16 protein-coding genes, 2 tRNA genes and 3 pseudogenes are annotated in these 19456 nt (G+C 39.3%); 18 read left to right on the top strand and 3 right to left on the bottom strand.

The window, feature by feature from the left end; translation table 11 throughout:
- Positions 1-2 precede the first annotated feature (2 nt).
- On the bottom strand, positions 3-644 hold the full coding sequence (gene plsY / locus EL097_RS07565) for a glycerol-3-phosphate 1-O-acyltransferase PlsY (protein WP_003048668.1): 642 nt from the start codon (positions 642-644) through the stop codon (positions 3-5).
- Between the two features lie 133 nt (positions 645-777).
- Between plsY and parE the strand changes: the two genes are divergently transcribed.
- The 4 genes and pseudogenes from parE to EL097_RS07585 all read left to right on the top strand — a co-directional run bounded on the left by parE (position 778) and on the right by EL097_RS07585 (position 7423).
- On the top strand, positions 778-2727 hold the full coding sequence (gene parE, locus EL097_RS07570; RefSeq protein WP_003048667.1) for a DNA topoisomerase IV subunit B: 1950 nt from the start codon (positions 778-780) through the stop codon (positions 2725-2727).
- Between the two features lie 56 nt (positions 2728-2783).
- Positions 2784-3595 (top strand): annotated as a pseudogene (locus EL097_RS07575) (phosphate ABC transporter ATPase).
- A 222-nt stretch (positions 3596-3817) separates the two neighbouring features.
- Positions 3818-6277, top strand: a complete 2460-nt coding sequence (gene parC / locus EL097_RS07580; RefSeq protein WP_003048666.1) for a DNA topoisomerase IV subunit A — start codon at positions 3818-3820, stop codon at positions 6275-6277.
- Positions 6278-6355: 78 nt separating this feature from the next.
- The gene (locus tag EL097_RS07585) at positions 6356-7423 is read left to right on the top strand and encodes a branched-chain amino acid aminotransferase (protein ID WP_081587268.1); all 1068 of its coding nucleotides are present in this window, start codon (positions 6356-6358) and stop codon (positions 7421-7423) included.
- A gap of 324 nt (positions 7424-7747) precedes the next feature.
- On the opposite strand, the pseudogene tnpA reads toward EL097_RS07585, so the two are convergent.
- A pseudogene (gene tnpA / locus EL097_RS07595) lies at positions 7748-8212 on the bottom strand (IS200/IS605 family transposase).
- Between the two features lie 215 nt (positions 8213-8427).
- Between tnpA and EL097_RS07600 the strand changes: the two are divergent.
- From EL097_RS07600 to pbp3, 5 genes are all read left to right on the top strand, one after another.
- Positions 8428-8658, top strand: coding sequence for a DUF2969 domain-containing protein (locus EL097_RS07600; RefSeq protein ID WP_003048663.1), 231 nt, complete (start codon positions 8428-8430; stop codon positions 8656-8658).
- A gap of 60 nt (positions 8659-8718) precedes the next feature.
- A tRNA-Tyr gene (locus tag EL097_RS07605) sits at positions 8719-8799 on the top strand.
- A 48-nt stretch (positions 8800-8847) separates the two neighbouring features.
- Positions 8848-8919: transfer RNA gene (locus EL097_RS07610), tRNA-Gln, on the top strand.
- A 126-nt stretch (positions 8920-9045) separates the two neighbouring features.
- Positions 9046-10251 (top strand): 30S ribosomal protein S1, encoded by a 1206-nt coding sequence (gene rpsA / locus EL097_RS07615; RefSeq protein ID WP_003048662.1) that lies wholly within the window; start codon positions 9046-9048, stop codon positions 10249-10251.
- Positions 10252-10568: 317 nt separating this feature from the next.
- Positions 10569-11804 (top strand): D-alanyl-D-alanine carboxypeptidase PBP3, encoded by a 1236-nt coding sequence (pbp3, locus tag EL097_RS07620; protein ID WP_086014956.1) that lies wholly within the window; start codon positions 10569-10571, stop codon positions 11802-11804.
- Positions 11805-11915: 111 nt separating this feature from the next.
- Here pbp3 and EL097_RS07625 read toward each other — a convergent pair whose 3' ends face one another.
- Positions 11916-12884, bottom strand: a complete 969-nt coding sequence (locus tag EL097_RS07625; RefSeq protein WP_003048658.1) for a polysaccharide deacetylase family protein — start codon at positions 12882-12884, stop codon at positions 11916-11918.
- Between the two features lie 316 nt (positions 12885-13200).
- Here EL097_RS07625 and EL097_RS07630 point away from each other — a divergent pair, with 316 nt between their 5' ends.
- The 9 genes and pseudogenes from EL097_RS07630 to folK all read left to right on the top strand — a co-directional run bounded on the left by EL097_RS07630 (position 13201) and on the right by folK (position 19408).
- Positions 13201-13512: a homoserine dehydrogenase gene (locus EL097_RS07630; RefSeq protein ID WP_003048656.1), complete on the top strand. Its 312-nt coding sequence runs from the start codon at positions 13201-13203 to the stop codon at positions 13510-13512.
- Between the two features lie 176 nt (positions 13513-13688).
- Entirely contained in the window at positions 13689-13976 is a 288-nt protein-coding gene (relB, locus tag EL097_RS07635; protein ID WP_003048654.1) for a type II toxin-antitoxin system RelB/ParD family antitoxin, read from the top strand.
- The gene (locus EL097_RS07640) at positions 13966-14301 is read left to right on the top strand and encodes a type II toxin-antitoxin system RelE/ParE family toxin (protein ID WP_003048651.1); all 336 of its coding nucleotides are present in this window, start codon (positions 13966-13968) and stop codon (positions 14299-14301) included. The genes relB and EL097_RS07640 overlap by 11 nt, the downstream gene beginning before the upstream one ends.
- A 622-nt stretch (positions 14302-14923) precedes the next feature.
- A pseudogene (locus tag EL097_RS11130) lies at positions 14924-15779 on the top strand (GHMP family kinase ATP-binding protein).
- A 90-nt stretch (positions 15780-15869) separates the two neighbouring features.
- Entirely contained in the window at positions 15870-17138 is a 1269-nt protein-coding gene (locus tag EL097_RS07650) for a bifunctional folylpolyglutamate synthase/dihydrofolate synthase (RefSeq protein WP_003048649.1), read from the top strand.
- A 31-nt stretch (positions 17139-17169) separates the two neighbouring features.
- Positions 17170-17736: a GTP cyclohydrolase I FolE gene (gene folE, locus EL097_RS07655; protein WP_003048647.1), complete on the top strand. Its 567-nt coding sequence runs from the start codon at positions 17170-17172 to the stop codon at positions 17734-17736.
- Between the two features lie 8 nt (positions 17737-17744).
- Entirely contained in the window at positions 17745-18545 is an 801-nt protein-coding gene (folP, locus tag EL097_RS07660; RefSeq protein ID WP_129545009.1) for a dihydropteroate synthase, read from the top strand.
- A 6-nt stretch (positions 18546-18551) separates the two neighbouring features.
- A complete protein-coding gene (folB, locus tag EL097_RS07665) occupies positions 18552-18911 on the top strand; it encodes a dihydroneopterin aldolase (protein WP_003048644.1) in 360 nt (119 codons plus the stop codon).
- Positions 18908-19408 carry a 2-amino-4-hydroxy-6-hydroxymethyldihydropteridine diphosphokinase gene (gene folK / locus EL097_RS07670; protein WP_129545010.1) on the top strand — a complete coding sequence of 167 codons (501 nt, stop codon included), beginning with the start codon at positions 18908-18910 and terminating at the stop codon, positions 19406-19408. The genes folB and folK overlap by 4 nt, the downstream gene beginning before the upstream one ends.
- The last annotated feature ends 48 nt before the right edge of the window (positions 19409-19456 follow it).

Consider the following 19456-nt stretch of genomic DNA (forward strand, 5'->3'; position numbering starts at 1 on the left):
GTTTATTTTTGAGGTGTTTGTTTGCTTAAATTTAGCCCCCAAGGCACTAAATTTTCAGAATGGTGTTTCATACGCTTAATATTATCCTGATGTCTTGTGATGATAATAGCGGCTAATAACATGACAATGAAGGTTAAAAACCAGTCATAGCGAGGTAAAAGAAAGTGGATCGCAGGGAAGATTAAAACAATTAGAACAGCCACAATGGCAGAAACCACACTAGCTAGAGAAATCATACTGAACAAATAAAGAGTCAGTAAAAAAACAAGGGCCAGAGAGAGAAGATACCAAGGGGCAAAGCCAAGTAAAACACCAGCACTAGTTGCCACTGCCTTACCACCCTTAAACTGAGCAAAAATAGGAAAGGTGTGCCCCAAAACTGCAAAAAATCCAATGACAATGGGTGATACTGTGGTTAAACCAAAAACAACTGGTAAAATAGTGGCCAGTGTGCCTTTTAAAATATCAATCACCAAGGTGGTCATTCCCGCCTTAATGCCTAAGATACGAAAAGTATTAGTAGTTCCAGTATTCCCTGAGCCATGTTCGCGGAGGTTAACATGGTAAAAATGCTGACCAATCCATAAACCAGTTGGGATAGAACCAAGTAAATAAGCGATTAGAATAAAAAATATCAATTTCATACTTCATATTATACCATATTCATGGATTGAAGAACTAGACCCTGAAAAGAATTCGGGAAAATTAGCAAATTACTTTGCAAAATTGTCAAAAAACTTGTAAGATAAAAAAGATGAAAATGTCCGGAGGTCAATTTTGACTAAGAAAGAAATAACAATTAATAACTATAATGACGATGCTATTCAAGTCTTAGAAGGCTTAGATGCCGTTCGTAAGCGTCCAGGGATGTATATTGGATCAACAGACGCTACAGGACTACATCATCTGATTTGGGAAATCGTCGACAACGCTGTTGATGAAGCATTATCTGGTTTTGGAGATGATATTAGGGTGGTCATTAATAAGGATGGCTCAATCAGTGTTGCAGATAGTGGACGGGGGATGCCAACTGGTCAACATGCTATGGGGATTCCGACGGTTCAAGTTATTTTTACAATTCTCCATGCAGGGGGGAAATTTGGCCAAGGGGGCTATAAAACATCAGGAGGCCTACATGGTGTAGGGTCTTCGGTTGTTAATGCCCTATCTGCTTGGTTAGAAGTTGAAATCACAAGAGATGGTGCTATTTACCGTCAGCGCTTTGAAAATGGAGGAAAACCAGTAACAACCCTTAAAAAAGTTGGCACTGCTCCCAAGTCAAAATCAGGAACAGTTGTTACCTTTATGCCTGACGATAAGATTTTCTCAACCATTGATTTTAAGTTTAATACCATTTCAGAGCGTCTCAAAGAATCAGCCTTTCTCTTAAAAAATGTCAAGATGAGTTTAACGGATCTTCGTGGTGATGATCCAATTGTCGAAGAATTTCATTATGAAAACGGGGTTCAAGATTTCGTTGAGTATCTCAATGAAGATAAGGAAACCTTAACCCCTGTCATTTATATGGAAGGTCAAGATCAGGATTTTCAGGTAGAAGTGGCCATGCAGTACAATGATGGTTTTTCAGACAACATTTTATCCTTCGTTAACAATGTTCGCACTAAGGACGGTGGTAGCCATGAAACGGGACTGAAGTCAGCTATTACCAAGGTGATGAATGATTACGCTCGTAAAACCAATCTCTTAAAGGAAAAAGATAAAAATCTAGAAGGTTCAGATTACCGAGAAGGATTATCAGCAGTGCTCTCCATTTTAGTCCCAGAGCAGCACCTGCAATTTGAAGGACAAACTAAAGATAAGTTGGGAAGTCCTTTGGCTAGACCGATTGTCGATAGTATTGTTTCTGAAAAATTGACCTTCTTTTTACTAGAGAACGGGGAACTGGCATCTCATTTAGTGCGTAAAGCTATTAAGGCTAGAGATGCGCGTGAAGCCGCTCGAAAAGCTCGTGACGAATCTCGCAACGGTAAGAAAAATAAAAAAGATAAGGGCTTGTTGTCAGGAAAATTAACCCCAGCCCAATCAAAAAATGCCAAAAAAAATGAATTGTACCTTGTCGAAGGAGATTCTGCAGGCGGCTCTGCCAAACAAGGACGAGATCGTAAGTTTCAAGCGATTCTCCCATTACGAGGTAAGGTTCTCAATACTGAAAAAGCTAAAATGGCAGATATTCTGAAAAACGAAGAAATCAATACCATGGTCTATACCATCGGAGCAGGAGTGGGGGCTGATTTTAATCTCGAGGACATTAACTATGATAAAATTATTATCATGACTGATGCCGACACGGACGGTGCTCACATTCAAACCCTCCTATTAACCTTCTTTTACCGTTACATGCGACCATTGGTAGAAGCCGGTCATATTTACATCGCCCTTCCACCTCTTTACAAAATGTCAAAAGGCAAGGGGAAGACTGAAAAAATTGCTTACGCTTGGACTGATGGTGAATTAGAAGATTTACGCAAAGAATTTGGTAAAGGTGCTATTCTCCAACGGTATAAGGGACTTGGAGAAATGAATGCCAACCAATTGTGGGAAACTACTATGGATCCTGACACTAGAACCCTTATTCGTGTTACCATTGACGACTTGGCAAGAGCAGAGCGACGCGTTTCTGTGTTGATGGGTGACAAAGCCGCTCCACGTCGTCAGTGGATTGAGGACAACGTCACATTTACCCTAGAAGAAAATACAGTATTTTAGTCGTTTTATTTTGAGAAAAACTTAGTTCCCATGTTCTTAAGAAGAGGAGAGCTTCTATGAAGTTAGTTATTTGGCAAAACGAGTTTAGCCTTCAGTGGAATGGGACTTATCATTTTGCTTTAGAGGCCTACCCATCCATTCAAGCTTGGGAGTTGGAAAAGATAGCTGCTTTTTGTCATTACGAAAGAATGAATCAGCGAGAACCTCAAATTATTTGTAAAGATCAAACTATTGTGACAACAATTAATCAGTATTTGAAACATGATAACAGTAGAGTGCCATTTACTCCAAGTCATAGAAAGGTTGCCTCAACTTATGATGTTTCTGGAAAAGTTGTTTATGGTGACTGGCTTAGTCATACTTGTACGGTGGAAACTGCAATAGCAATCTTTAAATCAGGAAAACTTCTATCAGCAGTTAAGGCTTTCAACCTCCCAGCTGAGGAATTAGTGAAAGATAGTAGAAATGCTGCAGGAGATCCCGCGGACTATTTTAACTATGTGATGTTGGGGTGGTCAAATACTAGCTCAGGTTATCGTTTAGCTATGGAAAGATTACTTGGACATTTACCTAATGATAGAGAGTTAAATGAGGCATTTAACTCGTCCCAGGGGTTAGTTTTCATTTTGCTTATGATGAGATAGTGTCTTTAAAAGAGTATCTCTTTGATGGCTACCATCCTGCAAAAGTCAAAGATGAACTGCCATTAACTCATTTAAAAGCCTGTATTATTCCTCAAGAACAGGCCTCTGTGTTTGAGGGGGTTATCCTTGAAACCCTTAAAATGCGATGTTTTTATTTACCTTATAACAAAGAGGGATTAATAGAATGGAGTGAGAAAGTTCATCGCTTTTTAGTGAGAATTTAGATGACTTACTGTCTTCTCCTAGATCACCTTTAGGAGAAATTACCTTTTTCAAAACTATCGGTTTTCTAGTGATTCCCTAGTTTTTTCTGACCTTTAACTTTAAGAAAGGATTTGAGCATAGGCTCAAAAGCTGGTGAAAACAATAAATCAGTTTGCGATTAATACATTGCTTGTTCTGATTATTGCTTGTCCTGCTTTTTGAGGGCTATGCATCATAAACTTATGTCAAACATTCAAAACATGTCCCTTGAGGACATTATGGGAGAACGTTTTGGACGTTACTCCAAGTATATCATTCAAGAACGGGCGCTTCCTGATATTCGAGATGGGCTAAAACCTGTTCAGCGCCGTATTCTTTATTCGATGAATAAGGACGGTAATACTTTTGAAAAAGGTTACCGTAAATCAGCTAAATCAGTTGGTAATATCATGGGGAATTTCCACCCACACGGGGATTCCTCTATTTATGATGCCATGGTTCGGATGAGTCAAGACTGGAAAAATCGTGAAATTCTTGTTGAAATGCACGGGAATAACGGTTCGATGGATGGTGATCCGCCTGCGGCTATGCGTTATACGGAAGCTCGCTTATCTGAAATCGCTGGTTATTTACTTCAAGACATTGAGAAAAATACGGTTCCTTTTGCTTGGAACTTTGATGACACAGAAAAAGAACCCACCGTTTTACCAGCAGCCTTTCCTAACTTACTTGTCAATGGGTCTTCTGGTATTTCAGCTGGCTATGCAACAGATATTCCACCGCACAATTTGTCAGAAGTGATTGATGCGGTTGTTTACATGATTGATCATCCTAAAGCAAGCTTAGAGAAATTAATGGAATTTCTCCCAGGGCCTGACTTTCCCACCGGCGGTATTGTCCAAGGGGCTGATGAAATAAAAAAAGCCTATGAAACTGGTAAAGGTCGTGTCGTTGTTCGTTCTCGGACTGAAATCGAGGATCTCAAAGGTGGCAAGCAACAAATCATTGTCACTGAAATCCCTTACGAGGTTAACAAGGCAGTGCTGGTCAAAAAAATTGACGATGCGCGTGTTAATAATAAAGTTCCAGGCATCGTAGAAGTACGTGATGAATCTGATAGAACAGGTCTTCGCATAGCTATTGAGTTGAAAAAAGATGCGGACAGTCAAACCATTTTGAATTACTTATTGAAGTACACAGACCTTCAAGTTAATTACAATTTCAATATGGTTGCCATTGATCACTTTACACCCCGCCAAGTAGGCCTTCAAAAAATCTTATCAAGCTATATCAATCATCGTAAAACCATTATCATTGAGCGTTCCAAATTTGATAAAGCCAAGGCTGAAAAACGTCTTCACATTGTTGAAGGCTTGATTCGTGTATTGTCCATCTTAGATGAAATTATCGCTTTGATTAGGGCTTCTGATAATAAGGCTGATGCTAAAGAAAATCTGAAAGTCAGCTATGATTTCTCTGAGGAACAAGCAGAAGCTATTGTGACCTTGCAGCTTTATCGTTTAACCAATACTGATATTGTTACTCTCCAAAAAGAAGAAAACGATTTAAGAGACTTAATCACAACCCTTTCAGCTATTATTGGTGATGAGGTAACCATGTATAATGTGATGAAGCGTGAACTGAGAGAAGTGAAAAAGAAATTCGCCAATCCTCGTTTATCAGAGTTGCAGGCAGAAAGTCAAACCATTGAGATTGACACTGCTAGCTTGATTACTGAAGAAGAAACCTTTGTCAGTGTGACACGGGGTGGTTACCTCAAAAGAACCAGCCCGCGCTCCTTCAATGCCTCAAGTCTGGAAGAAGTCGGTAAGCGAGATGATGATGATCTCATTTTTGTCAAACAGGCAAAAACTACAGAACATCTCTTGTTGTTTACAACCTTAGGCAATGTCATTTACCGACCAATCCATGAATTGATTGATTTACGTTGGAAGGACATTGGTGAACATTTATCGCAAACCATTTCAAACTTTGCGACAGAAGAAGAGATTCTCTATGCTGATATTGTGACTTCATTTGACCAAGGACTGTATGTGGCTATAACGCAAAATGGTTTTATCAAACGCTTTGACCGTAAAGAATTAAGTCCTTGGCGAACTTATAAATCCAAATCAACCAAATATGTGAAGCTAAAGGATACCAAAGACCGCGTGCTTACCTTGTCACCTGTTATCATGGAAGATCTGCTATTAGTGACTAAAAATGGTTATGCTTTGAGATTCTCCAGTCAGGAAGTACCTACTCAAGGCTTGAAATCTGCTGGTGTCAAAGGGATCAACTTGAAAAAAGATGATAGGCTTGCCTCAGCCTTTACCGTGACAAGTGACTCTTTCTTTGTCTTGACTCAGAGAGGATCTCTAAAACGGATGGCTGTCGATGATATTCCACAAACAAGCCGTACCAATCGAGGGCTTTTAGTGTTACGGGAATTAAAAGCAAAACCTCATAGTGTTTTTCTAGCAGGAGCAGTATTATCAGATACCTCCTCTGATACGTTTGATTTATTTACTGAAATCCCAGAAGAGAGTGCTGAGCAACAAGTGTTAGAAGTTATCAGCAAGACTGGTCAAGCCTACCAGATTCAATTGGACAATCTATCCTTATCGGAACGGACAAGCAATGGTTCCTTCATTTCAGATACTATTTCAGATCAGGAAGTCATGGCCGCAAAAATTCGTTAAAAAGAGTGAAAACTCTTTTTAATTTTATGTTGAATTCAGAAAATTGCAACCAAAGGAATAGAATAGACTTGAAAATTATTGAAAAAAAGTTACAATAGAAAAAAGCAGAAAAGAGGTAAGATGATGACAATAGCTATTGATTGGGACAACTTAGGATTTGAATATCATAAGTTGCCATTCCGTTACATTTCTTATTACAAAGATGGTCAATGGGATAAAGGCCAATTAACAGAAGATGCCACCTTACATATCTCAGAAAGTGCTCCCGCGCTTCATTATGGGCAACAAGCTTTTGAGGGTTTAAAGGCTTACCGCACCAAAGATGGCTCCATTCAACTGTTTAGACCAGATCGCAATGCAGCGCGTTTGCAAGCAACAGCAGACCGTTTGTTGATGCCACAAGTATCAACAGAACAATTTATTGATGCTGCTAAGCAAGTGGTTAAAGCTAATGAGGATTTTGTGCCACCTTACGGAACGGGTGCAACGCTTTACCTTAGACCGTTATTAATTGGAGTTGGAGATATTATCGGGGTTAAACCAGCTGAAGAATATATTTTCACCATTTTTGCCATGCCAGTAGGAAACTATTTCAAAGGCGGACTTGCTCCAACTAACTTTATCGTTTCTGAAGAATTTGATCGTGCCGCTCCTTATGGAACAGGTGCTGCTAAAGTTGGTGGTAATTATGCAGGCAGTTTGCTACCAGGTAAGGCCGCTAAAGCAGCTGGTTATTCTGATGTGATTTACTTAGACCCAGCAACACATACTAAAATTGAAGAAGTCGGAGCTGCAAACTTCTTTGGTATTACTGCTAATAATGAATTTGTTACACCACTTAGCCCATCCATTTTGCCATCTATTACCAAGTATTCACTCTTACAATTAGCTGAAGAAAGACTCGGTATGACAGCCATTGAGGGTGATGTTCCGATTAATGAACTGGATAAATTTGTGGAAGCAGGTGCTTGTGGGACAGCAGCTGTTATCTCTCCAATTGGGGGCATTCAGTACAAAGGTCAGCTACATGTCTTTTACAGTGAAACAGAAGTTGGTCCTGTGACACGTCGCTTGTATGATGAGTTAATAGGCATTCAATTTGGTGATATTGAAGCACCTGAAGGCTGGATTGTAAAAGTTGATTAAAGTAAAGCTTGCTCCAGAACGTAGACAAACTCTATTTTTAGAAGGTGTCAATGGAAATGGTTTAATGATCATGATGTCCACTAACTCTTGAAATGCCTATTTTATCGCGTTTCAGGAGTTTTTCTTTTTTAGAAGAGCAAAAAAGATTGAAGAAAAATTGTCCTAAATGGACTTTCTCTTCAATCATGACCACCCGTTAGACGGGTGGTTTGAACCGGGGCTATAAGCCCACATCACCAGCCAGCGCCTAAAGATGCTGGCTTTCACTTTGTTCAAGCCTCGCTGCTCTTGACTCGTCACTAGCCTCTTAAAGAGGCAGTTGTACTACTTGCCACTATCCCTAAAGGGATCCTCATATTCTTTCACACTCAACTTATCAAGTGCTATATCATGTTTTTCCTGCTCTTGAATATATTTCTTTATGGTGGCTTCATTGAGACCAACTGTACTCACGTAATAGCCCTCTGCCCAAAAATGTCGATTCCCAAATTTGTATTTTAAGTTGGCGTGTTTATCAAACATCATTAAAGCACTTTTACCTTTTAAATACCCCATGAAACTTGATACACTTATTCGTGGTGGAATGCTCACTAACATATGAACATGGTCTGGCATCAGATGTCCTTCTATAATTTCCACTCCTTTGTAACTGCATCATCGGCGAAATATCTCGCCTAAACTGTTTCTATATTGATTATAAATAACTTTTCGTCTATACTTAGGTGTAAACATAATGTGATATTTACACATCCACTTTGTGTGTGATAAACTATGTGCCTTTTGTGCCATATTATTGTCTCCTTTCGCTTTACAGTTGGCTTGAACACCCTTATTGTATCGCGTTTGGAGATTTTTTTGTATAACATCTGATGCGCACCCGCATAGCGGGTGGTTTATTTGTCTCGCACCTATCGGAGCGAGACGGGCTTAAAGCCACATAATCTGAAGCTTGCTCTTGCAAGCTTTTTTGATTTTGTGTAAAATAGACAAAGCGAGGTAATGTGATGAGTAAAAAAGATAAAAAAATTGAAATCCAACTGATTGATCACAAAGTTATGGTCAATGAGACTAAGATTGATGGTTATCAATTACAAATTGGCAAACGTGTAGTTGGAGAAATTGCAGAACTTGATGAGAAATTTGCTGTTTTAAAAGATGATAGCGTAGATAGCTTCTTTAAAACGCTCGAACAAGCAATTGAAAATATCATTGAAAACTACAATTTGAATCACTAAAAGTGGGTAAAAACACTTGCAAGCTTACAAAAACTATGATAGAATAGTTTTTGTTGTTACGGAAAGATAGCGAAGAGGCTAAACGCGGCGGACTGTAAATCCGCTCCTTCGGGTTCGGGGGTTCGAATCCCTCTCTTTCCATCTCAGAAAATAATTTATTAGAAGATTAGATTTCTGTGAAAAATATTTTGGGGTATAGCCAAGCGGTAAGGCAAGGGACTTTGACTCCCTCATGCGTTGGTTCGAATCCAGCTACCCCAGTCAGAGGTATCAGATATAGTCTGAGACCGTCAAAGATAAGAGTTGTTGTCGTTGCGGGTTACCTTGAGAAAATATATTGTTATCAAAAGCTAGCATAAGCTAGCTTTTGTTGGAGGATTTTTTAGAATGAATGAATTTGAAGATTTGCTAAACAGTGTTAGCGAAGTGAACCCTGGTGATGTTGTCACTGCGGAAGTTTTAACAGTTGATAACGGTCAAGCAAGCGTTGTTATCGAAGGAACAGGTGTTGAAGGTGTCTTGACACTTCGTGAATTGACTAACGATCGTGATGCTGATATCAATGACTTTGTTAAAGCTGGCGACACAGTTGAAGTACTTGTTCTTCGTCAAGTAGTAGGTAAAGATACTGATACAGTTACTTTCCTAGTATCTAAAAAACGTTTGGAAGCTCGCAAAGCCTGGGACAAACTTGTTGGTCGTGAAGGTGAAGTTGTTACTGTTAAAGGTACCCGTGCTGTTAAAGGTGGTCTTTCAGTTGAGTTTGAAGGACTTCGTGGATTTATCCCTGCTTCAATGATTGATACACGTTTTGTACGTAACACTGAAAAATTTGTTGGTCAAGAATTTGATGCTAAAATCAAAGAAGTTGATGCAGCAGAAAACCGTTTCATCTTGTCACGTCGTGAAGTTATTGAAGAAGCAGCTAAAGAAGCTCGTGCTGAAGTATTCTCTAAACTTTCAGAAGGTGCAGTTGTCACTGGTACAGTTGCTCGCTTGACAAGCTTTGGTGCTTTTATCGACCTTGGTGGTGTTGATGGACTTGTTCACGTGACTGAATTATCACACGAACGTAACGTTTCACCTAAATCAGTTGTTTCTGTTGGTGAAGAAGTAGACGTTAAAGTTCTTTCAATCGACGAAGAAGCTGGTCGTGTATCACTTTCACTTAAAGCAACAACTCCTGGACCATGGGATGGCGTTGAGCAAAAACTTGCTCAAGGTGATGTTGTTGAAGGTAAAGTAAAACGTTTGACTGACTTCGGTGCTTTTGTAGAAGTATTACCTGGAATTGATGGACTTGTTCACATTTCACAAATTTCTCACAAACGTGTTGAAAATCCAAAAGATGTACTTTCTGTAGGTCAAGAAGTTACTGTTAAGGTTCTTGAAGTAAATGCTGCTGATGAACGTGTATCACTTTCTATCAAAGCTCTTGAAGAGCGTCCAGCACAAGCTGAAGGTGAAAACAAAGAAGAAAAACGCCAATCACGTCTTCGTCGTCCAAAACGCGAAGCAAAACGTGACTACGAACTTCCAGAAACACAAACTGGATTCTCAATGGCTGATCTTTTTGGCGATATTGAATTGTAATAAATGAAAAAGTTGAGTCTAAAAGCTCAACTCAGATTGAAGAAAAAGTTCAGTTAGGACAATTTTTCTTCAATCTTTTTTTGCTCCTCTAAAAAGAAAAATTCCTGAAACACGATAACATAAGTGTTTCAAGAGTTGGTTGAAGTCATGATCATTAAATCATTTTCATCGACATCTTCTTAAAAATAGAGTTTGTCTACGTTCTAAGTTGAGTCTGAAGGCTCAACTTTTTAGTTATAATCTCTTAGAGTGCATGCTCTACATTTCTTGCCAGATTTCTGAGAATTTTTGTTATAATAGTAACTATGAAAGATATAATGATGAAAAGGTGGGCTATCCTTTTTTTTGTGGCATTGGCTTGTTCAGGGATTGGTAATACAGTTCTAGCAGCTGATTTTCAAGTGGGAGCAGAGCATGCGATTGTAGTAGAAGCAGACTCTGGGAGAGTTTTGTATGAGAAAGACGCTAAGACACCAGATGCCATTGCCTCTTTGACCAAATTGGTGACAGCCTATCTTGTTTTAGATAAGGTTAAATCAGGTCAATTACATTTATCAGATCAAGTTAATCTCTCAGATTATGCACTTGAGTTAACAACGGATAGTTCTCTAAGCAATGTGGCTTTTGATGAAAAGTCTTATTCGGTACAAGACTTACTGACAGCTACTTTAGTAGCAAGTTCGAACAGCGCAGCGATTGCTTTAGCAGAACAAGTGGCAGGTTCAGAGCCTAATTTTGTGACTCAAATGAGGGATCAGCTATCTCGTTGGGGGATTGACTCTGCTAAAATCTTTAATGCTTCAGGTTTGCCAAATGAGGTGTTAAAGGACCATCGTTATCCTGGTTCTGCTTTGGAAGAAGAAAATGCTTTAAGTGCTCAAGATGTTGCGGTGGTGGTATTGCACTTATTGGAAGATTTTCCTGAGGTTCTAGACATCACGAAACAAGCAGAGGTTGCTTTTGCAGGAACCACACTTAAAAGTTTTAATCGGTTATTGCCTGGTATGGCAAATGGTAGAACAGGGGTTGATGGGTTAAAGACAGGAACAACCGAAATAGCAGGGCATTGTTTGGCGGTCACCTCTATTGAAAATGGTATGCGCGTCATTACCGTTATTCTAAACGCAGATGGATCAGATCAAAACCAAGACACGCGGTTTGAGCAGGCTAATCATCTTTTGGACTATGTGGACAGAACTTATCATCGTCGTAAGATTTTAAAAAAGGGAAGGCTTGTGTCGCAGCGATTGTTACCTGTTCAGGACGGTCAGGCAAAAGAACTACCTGTGTTTGTTGCTGAGGATGTAACTGTTATCTTGGGACGAGGTGAACGAGTGCCTAAGCCAGAACAGTTTAGAATATCAGATTTTTCTTTATTAGCTCCTATTGCTAAAGGTGAGGTGGTTGCTTATTTGACATCTCCAAGAATAGCAGGGCAGGCAGTGAGGTATGTGAAGAAACCTGAGTACATTCCTCTGAAAGCCAGCCAATCTCTAAAAAAAGCTTCTGACTTACAACTATGGTGGCGAGGTCTTTTTGAGAAAATTCATTAAGGATAGAGATAGCAGCATTTTATGGCGATACAAAAAGACAGTGATGAGAAGAAACCTTTTCTCATCGCTGTCTTTTAAGGTTGTTCTAGATACTATTTTTACTAATCTAATCTAATCTTTTTGTCCCATAGCTGCTAAGAGTGTTTCAGGGCTTGTGCTTGGTAATATGCGAATGCGATTGAGGGAAAGAAGGCCATCGGCTGCGCTAGCCACCCCTTCATTGGTGGTCACACCCAGCTTGTAGTTTAGACTGGCTGCGATTTGCAGAGTTGTATCACTGTATCGTCCAGCTGGGTAAGCGATAGCAATTGTTTCTTGATTTAATTCCTTATCAAGGTAGTCCTTGGAATCCTTCATTTCGCTTGTCTGAGTCTCTGGGCTAGACTGTTCTAAATCAGGATGGTTAACGGTATGATCTTGGAAGGACATGCCTGATTGTTTCATTTCTTTCATTTGATCAATAGTTAAATTGGCAACACTACCAACTTCAGTTAGTCCTGTAATGACATTATTAGTGGCCTTGATCCCATATTTTTTCAAGATAGGGAAGGCGACTCTATAAAAATCAATCATACTATCATCAAAGGTTAGCCAGACCACTTTCTTAGCTGGTAATTCATTACTTGAAAGGGCACGGTAAGCTTCCTCTGGGCTTAAGAAGTAGTAGCCAGCTTCTTTCATTGTTTTGATCTGTTGTTCAAAAAGATCAGGAGCGACAATTAAATTGGCATTGGCAGCTTCCTCTGGTGCCATAACGTGAACAGCATGGTACATTAAAATAGGAACTTTAACGGCAGCTTCTTGTTTGGTCCAAGTTACCTGATGATGATTGGTTTGTTGTGTTTTTGAGGCGGTTGTTTTACTTGTCTTAGTAGATTTGCTTACTTTTGGGGTAGTTTTTTTGGGAGTAACAAGACTGACTTTGGGAATAGCTTGAGATACTTTGGACAGGCTAAGTTTTGAATGGTTCTGATACAAATAGAAAATCAGGGCTAATCCAAGGGTACAGGCTAATAACAGCATCAGATTTATTACAGTGAAGGCTTTTCGTTTTTGGCGCCGTTTATGTCTATTGTTCATCACTTGCTCCTTTTGATATGGTTATCACTATTGTAACATTTTTTAGGGAGTGCAAGGCTCTAGGAGGGAAATTTTTCTTCATTTTCAAATTGATATATTCTGTAAAATTAACATGAAGTTTGTTATAATAAAGGAGTTTGATGGGCGACGGGTCTATTGTTGATGGAAGAACAGAAGTTCGTAAAATACTAGTAAGAGTAGCCCTATTAGGATTTGGAACTGTTGCAACAGGACTTTTTTTATTTAGAAGAGGATGCCTCAAAACGATAAGCAGCAGTGGGAGATAAGGCAGAATTTACGAAGGTATTAGTCAGAGATGAAACAACAAGAAAAGTTACGTCAGCAGGACTATTTCTACGAATTTGTCAATTCCTTAGATGCTGTTATTAAAGATGATACGATTGCTATTGTGATTGAATTGATGGGGCGTAGCGAGCCTGTTAAAACTTACACTACTCGTGTCTTGCTAGAGGGGGAACATGTGGTGACTGCTAATAAAGATTTACTGGCTCTTCATGGACAAGTCCTGGTTTCTTTGACTAATCAGCAAGATCTGGTTTTTGGTTCACTCCATTATTTAAAGTCAAATCCCTTTAAAATCAACGTTTCTAAAATAAAAAATCACTGAAATTCTTATTTATAGACAAATATTTAAACCTAAACGGTATCAAAAAGGTATCAATTTTCTGTAGTTTCGGAGCTTATAAAATAAACGAAAGCTATCTCAATCAATTGGGATTCTTTTATTGACTTTTTTTATGTATATGAGATAATTAAATAAATTACATAAAGGAGTTACATAATATGGTTGAAGTAGAAAAAAACAGAGCTGTTACATTCCAAGCTAACAAAGAATTGGTAAGCGAAGCAATGACAGTATTAAACAAGAAAAATTTAACCTTATCATCTGCTTTAAGATTATTCCTTCAAAATGTCGTTGTCACAAATGAGGTTGACTTATTGACGGAAGAGGAGCTAGAGAAAGAAAAACTTTTCAAGCAATTTCAAGCTGAAATCAACAAAAATATTGAAGATGTTCGTCAAGGGAAATTTTATACCTCTGAAGAAGTGAGGTCTGAACTTGGACTATAAGAAATATCAGATTATCTATGCTCCTGATGTTTTAGAGAAGTTAAAGGAAATTCGTGATTATATTTCTCAAAACTATTCCTCGACATCAGGTCAGCACAAAATGGAGCAAATCATTAGTGACATAGAAAAACTCAAGGTTTTCCCTGAAGTTGGTTTTGATGCCGATGAAAAATATGGTTCAAAAATCAGTAAGTACCACAGCACTAGAGGTTATACCTTAAGTAAAGATTATATTGTCCTATACCATATCGAGGAGGAAGAGAATAGGGTCGTTATTGATTACTTGCTTCCTGCTCGAAGCGACTATATCAAATTATTCAAATAGCATGTAAAAAGCCTTAGCATAGTGCCAAAGCTTTTTTGAAGATTACAAATTAACTAGGAGCAAAATTAGTTCGGGCTGTTTAGTAGATATTCCACAAGGCAGAGCCAACCCTGTATTGACAAACAATACCTTTGAGAAAACTGTTACCAGTTAATCAACTTTCTTCTAATGCAAAAGCTGAGAACCCAGTCGGGGATTTACCTAAGAATACTCAGACGGAATAACTCAACGTTTCTCTAGAATAGTTTACCTTTATTAAGCTTTCCCAATAAATTTTCTCGTTCAACCTTGCGGTATTCTCTGGGTAGGAGTGCTAGCACTTCTTCTGGAGTTATCCTGAATAAATAGCTGTATCTGTAATAGCTATAGGTAACTTTAACGATTTTTCTCCATTGTTTAAAATCTTCAAAATGAATTGACTGCTAGTTAATCAACTGTCTAGCTTGTATCTTATCAAGCTAGAATTTAGTAATTCAAATATATCAGTAGTTTTTACTATGAAGTGGCAGCGATTTTGACTAATAAGATGACTAAAGCGACCTTCGATAGGTTGAAACATTAATTGGAAGTTAGGTCAGGTATTAGTGTTTTAACCGTTTTAATGTGTTAGGAGAAGACTGGTATGAAAATAAGAGTACCTGCTACTTCAACTAATCTGAGACCAGCTTTTGCTTCTGTTAGGATAGCCGTATCCCAATAGTTAGAAATTGAGATTTTAGGAGCGAGCGATAAGTGGTCTATCGAACACAATTTGGAAGGTGTGCCTTGTGATGATGAGAATTTATTGCTGCAAGCAGCCCTGAAGTTAGCCTCTAATATACCACCTCATCATCTCAAAATGACCTCAGAAATTCTCTTGGCACGTGGCTTAGGATTGTTTTCATCGGTCATTATAGCTGAAATTGAATTGGTTAATCAGCTAGGGCAGTTAACCTTGTCAGATGAGCGCAAATTAGAGATTGCTACAGAAATGCAAGGACATCTTGACAACGTTGCCCTTACTATTTTAGGTCAAATGGTCATTTCGTCACAGCTAAGAGGTTAATTATATCGTAGCGCCTTTCCCAAATCTTGCCTTGGTATGTGTTATTTCTAATGGTGAATCAGCCGAATCAAGGTAAGCAAATGTCTTATAAACAGGCAGTGGATTGTCATCAGTTGTTAATCTGGCTATCTCTGCCTTATGAACTGGCAATATGCAGAAAGCTGAAAAGGCTATTGAGAATAATCAATTTTATGAAATTTGCCGGTAAAAATTGGTGAAAGAATTTCAGCCCATCAATCAAGCTGTAGCAGTAAGTGGGTTCTCTGATATTTATTTGTCCGAAGTGGGGTCAACGGTTACGATGGTCTTATGTGCTCTTGAGAAACAAGATATTGTATATGAGGCAATGACTAAACTAGAGTTGCCAGGACATATTGAGAGGCTAACCATTGATCAGCAGGGTTTTTGCCTTGTCCAAAGTCAGTCATTTTGAGAAAAAATGAAAAAGTGAAATCGGTCGCGTTATCCGCTTTCACTTTCCTTGTTATATGATATACTAGAAATAGATTTTGTGAGGTGTAAAATGACTTATCAAGAGACACTAGATTGGATTCATGGACGAATAACCTTTGGAATTAAACCAGGCTTAGAACGCATGCTCTGGGTACTCAATCAATTAGGTAACCCTCAGGAGAAGGTCAAGGGAGTTCATGTAGTCGGTACAAATGGAAAAGGTTCCACAGTCAATAATTTACAACATATCTTTACGGCAGCTGGTTATGAGGTGGGGACCTTTACCTCGCCTTATATTATGGACTTCAAAGAGCGGATAAGTATAAACGGCCGTATGATTTCAGAAGAAGATCTGGTGGCTGCTGCAAGTCGTATTCGCCCCTTAACAGAGCGTCTGGTTAAAGAGACTGCTTTTGGAGAGGCCACGGAATTTGAAGTGATTACTTTAATCATGTTCCTTTATTTTGGTGAGATGCATCCTGTGGATATTGCTATTATTGAAGCAGGTCTTGGCGGCCTTTACGATTCGACCAATGTTTTTCAAGCGATGGTGGTGGTCTGTCCGTCAATTGGCTTAGACCATCAAGCTATTTTGGGAGAGACCTACGCTGATATTGCCGCCCAAAAGGCTGGTGTTTTAGAAGGGGGAGAGGCCCTTGTTTTTGCCGTTGAAAATCCGTCAGCTCGAGAGGTTTTTTTAACAAAAGCTGAGCAGGTTGGTGCCTCAATCTGGGAATGGCAAGAGCAGTTTCAAATGACTGAGACTGCATCTGGTTATCGTTTTACTAGTCCTTTAAGAATTATTTCAGATATTCATATCGCTATGCCAGGACAACACCAAGTGTCTAATGCAGCCCTAGCTATTATGACTTCCTTAATCTTGCAAGACCGCTACCCACAAGTCAATTTAGAGCATATTAAGGAAGGTTTGGCAAACAGCCTGTGGCTAGGTCGTACAGAACTGCTGGCACCAAATCTGATGATTGATGGAGCCCATAATAAAGAAAGTGTGGCGGCCTTGGTGTCTGTTTTGAAAACCAAATATCATGATAAAAACATTCACATCCTTTTTAGTGCTATTGACACCAAACCTATTGCAGATATGTTGGCTGCGCTGGAACACCTAGGTGACTTGCAGGTTACTAGCTTTCATTACCCGAATGCTTATCCGCTGGAAAAATACCCAGAACAATTTGGCAGGGTTGCTGATTTTAGGGATTTTTTGACCTTGCGTAAACACGCCAAGGCAGATGACTTTTTCGTGATTACAGGTTCACTGTATTTTATTTCAGAAGTGAGGCAGTATTGGAAAAATCAGGTAGAGGAAAGCGTTCTTTGAACATGCTAAAAAAGAGAAAAGGGGAAGACTATTGTCTATTAATAAGGAAAAAGCAGAAGCAGCCATTTATCAGTTTTTAGAGGCTATTGGAGAAAATCCAAATCGAGAGGGTCTTCTTGACACGCCTAAACGGGTTACTAAAATGTATGCAGAGATGTTTGTAGGGCTGGAAAAAGATCCTAAAGAGGAATTTACGGCTGTCTTTACAGAGCATCATGAGGATGTGGTGATTGTCAAAGACATTAGTTTTTATTCCATGTGCGAACACCACTTAGTTCCCTTTTATGGCAAGGCTCATATCGCTTACTTACCAAGTGATGGTCGAGTCACAGGTTTGAGTAAATTAGCGCGGGCAGTTGAAGTGGCTAGCAAGCGACCTCAACTTCAAGAGCGCTTGACCTCTCAAATTGCTGATGCTCTAGTAGAGGCTCTTCGTCCGAAAGGCGTTCTAGTTTTAGTTGAAGCTGAACACATGTGCATGACTATGCGGGGGATAAAAAAACCAGGCAGTAAAACCATTACCACCACTGCCAGAGGTTTATACAAGGAAAATCGTGCTGAGAGACAAGAAATCATGGCTCTAATGACAAGAGATTAGGAGGACTTATGGAAATTGGAAAGTTTATGATTGAGGGCAATGCGGCTATCATGGGGATTTTAAATGTGACCCCAGATTCTTTTTCAGATGGCGGTTCCTACACTACTGTTCAAAAAGCGTTAGATCAAGTTGGACAAATGATTACTGATGGGGCTAAAATCATCGACGTTGGAGGAGAATCAACACGTCCCGGTTGCCAATTTGTTAGCGCTGCTGATGAAATTGATCGTGTGGTTCCTGTAATCAAAGCCATCAAAGAAAAATATGATATTTTGATCAGCATTGATACCTATAAAACTGAAACAGCTCGAGCGGCTTTAGAGGCGGGTGCAGATATTCTCAACGATGTGTGGGCAGGCTTGTATGACGGGCGAATGCTTGCCCTAGCAGCTGAGTATGATGCCCCTATTATCTTGATGCACAACCAAGACGAAGAAGTTTATCAAGAGGTGACACAAGATGTTTGTGACTTTCTAAGCAATAGAGCACAAGCGGCCCTTGATGCTGGCGTGCCAAAAAACAACATTTGGATCGATCCAGGATTTGGTTTTGCCAAGTCTGTTCAACAGAATATGGACTTGCTAAAAGGGCTAGAAAAAGTCTGCCAGCTAGGCTATCCTGTTTTGTTTGGCATTTCGAGAAAACGTGTCGTAGATGCCTTGTTGGGTGGTAATACCAAAGCTAAAGAGCGAGATGGAGCAACAGCAGCCTTGTCTGCCTATGCTCTAGGAAAAGGCTGTCAGATTGTACGCGTGCACGATGCCAAGGCTAATCAAGAAATTGTGGCTGTTTTGAGTCAGTTGATGTGAGGGTTTATGGATAAAATAATATTAGAAGGCTGTCGCTTTTATGGTTATCATGGAGCCTTTAAAGAAGAACAGACCCTTGGGCAAATTTTTCTAGTTGATTTAGCATTATCAGTCGATTTACAAGCAGCTTCTTTGTCAGATCAGTTAACAGATACGGTCCATTACGGTATGGTGTTTGATAGTGTCCGACAGTTAGTGGAAGGGGAAACGTTTATCTTGATTGAACGTTTAGCAGGTGCGATTTGTGAAAAGCTTTTTAAGGAGTTTCCACCTATTGAAGCCATCAAAGTAGCCATTAAAAAAGAAAATCCACCGATTGCAGGTCACTACAAGGCAGTTGGAATTGAATTGGAGAGACAACGATGACCATTGTTTATTTAAGTTTGGGCACCAATATGGGGAATCGAAAAGCTTACTTGCAAAAAGCTATTCAGGCTCTGGCTAGCTTACCTCAAACACGGTTGCTTGCCCAATCTTCCATTTATGAAACAGCTGCTTGGGGCAAGACAGATCAGGCTGATTTTCTTAATATGGCATGTCAACTGGATACTCGATTATCTGCTACCGACTTTTTGAAAGAAACGCAAGCTATTGAACAGGCTCTCGGCAGGGTTCGGCATGAAAAATGGGGACCAAGAACCATTGATATTGACATCTTGTTGTTTGGCAATGAGTCTTACAAGACCAAAGAATTGACTGTTCCTCATCCCTATATGACTGAGCGTGCTTTTGTTTTAATTCCCTTATTGGAATTGCAGCCAGATTTAAAATTACCTCCTAATCAAAAGTCTTTAAGGGATTGTCTTTCAGCTTTAGACCAATCAGATATTACCATATTTTGGGCTAAGCCCACTGAGATTTAACTCTTGGTTTAATAAAGAGAAATTCTTCAAGTCAATCCACAAAGTTTT

The sequence above is a fragment of the Streptococcus canis genome (genome assembly GCF_900636575.1).
GTDB classification, from domain to species: Bacteria; Bacillota; Bacilli; order Lactobacillales; family Streptococcaceae; genus Streptococcus; species Streptococcus canis.

Coding starts and splice junctions, on each gene's coding strand:
- plsY (WP_003048668.1), bottom strand. CDS start 644: ATGAAATTGATATTTTTTATTCTAATCGCTTATTTACTTGGTTCTATC.
- parC (WP_003048666.1), top strand. CDS start 3,818: ATGTCAAACATTCAAAACATGTCCCTTGAGGACATTATGGGAGAACGT.
- EL097_RS07600 (WP_003048663.1), top strand. CDS start 8,428: ATGAGTAAAAAAGATAAAAAAATTGAAATCCAACTGATTGATCACAAA.
- rpsA (WP_003048662.1), top strand. CDS start 9,046: ATGAATGAATTTGAAGATTTGCTAAACAGTGTTAGCGAAGTGAACCCT.
- pbp3 (WP_086014956.1), top strand. CDS start 10,569: ATGATGAAAAGGTGGGCTATCCTTTTTTTTGTGGCATTGGCTTGTTCA.
- EL097_RS07625 (WP_003048658.1), bottom strand. CDS start 12,884: ATGAACAATAGACATAAACGGCGCCAAAAACGAAAAGCCTTCACTGTA.
- EL097_RS07630 (WP_003048656.1), top strand. CDS start 13,201: ATGAAACAACAAGAAAAGTTACGTCAGCAGGACTATTTCTACGAATTT.
- relB (WP_003048654.1), top strand. CDS start 13,689: ATGGTTGAAGTAGAAAAAAACAGAGCTGTTACATTCCAAGCTAACAAA.
- EL097_RS07650 (WP_003048649.1), top strand. CDS start 15,870: ATGACTTATCAAGAGACACTAGATTGGATTCATGGACGAATAACCTTT.
- folP (WP_129545009.1), top strand. CDS start 17,745: ATGGAAATTGGAAAGTTTATGATTGAGGGCAATGCGGCTATCATGGGG.
- folB (WP_003048644.1), top strand. CDS start 18,552: ATGGATAAAATAATATTAGAAGGCTGTCGCTTTTATGGTTATCATGGA.
- folK (WP_129545010.1), top strand. CDS start 18,908: ATGACCATTGTTTATTTAAGTTTGGGCACCAATATGGGGAATCGAAAA.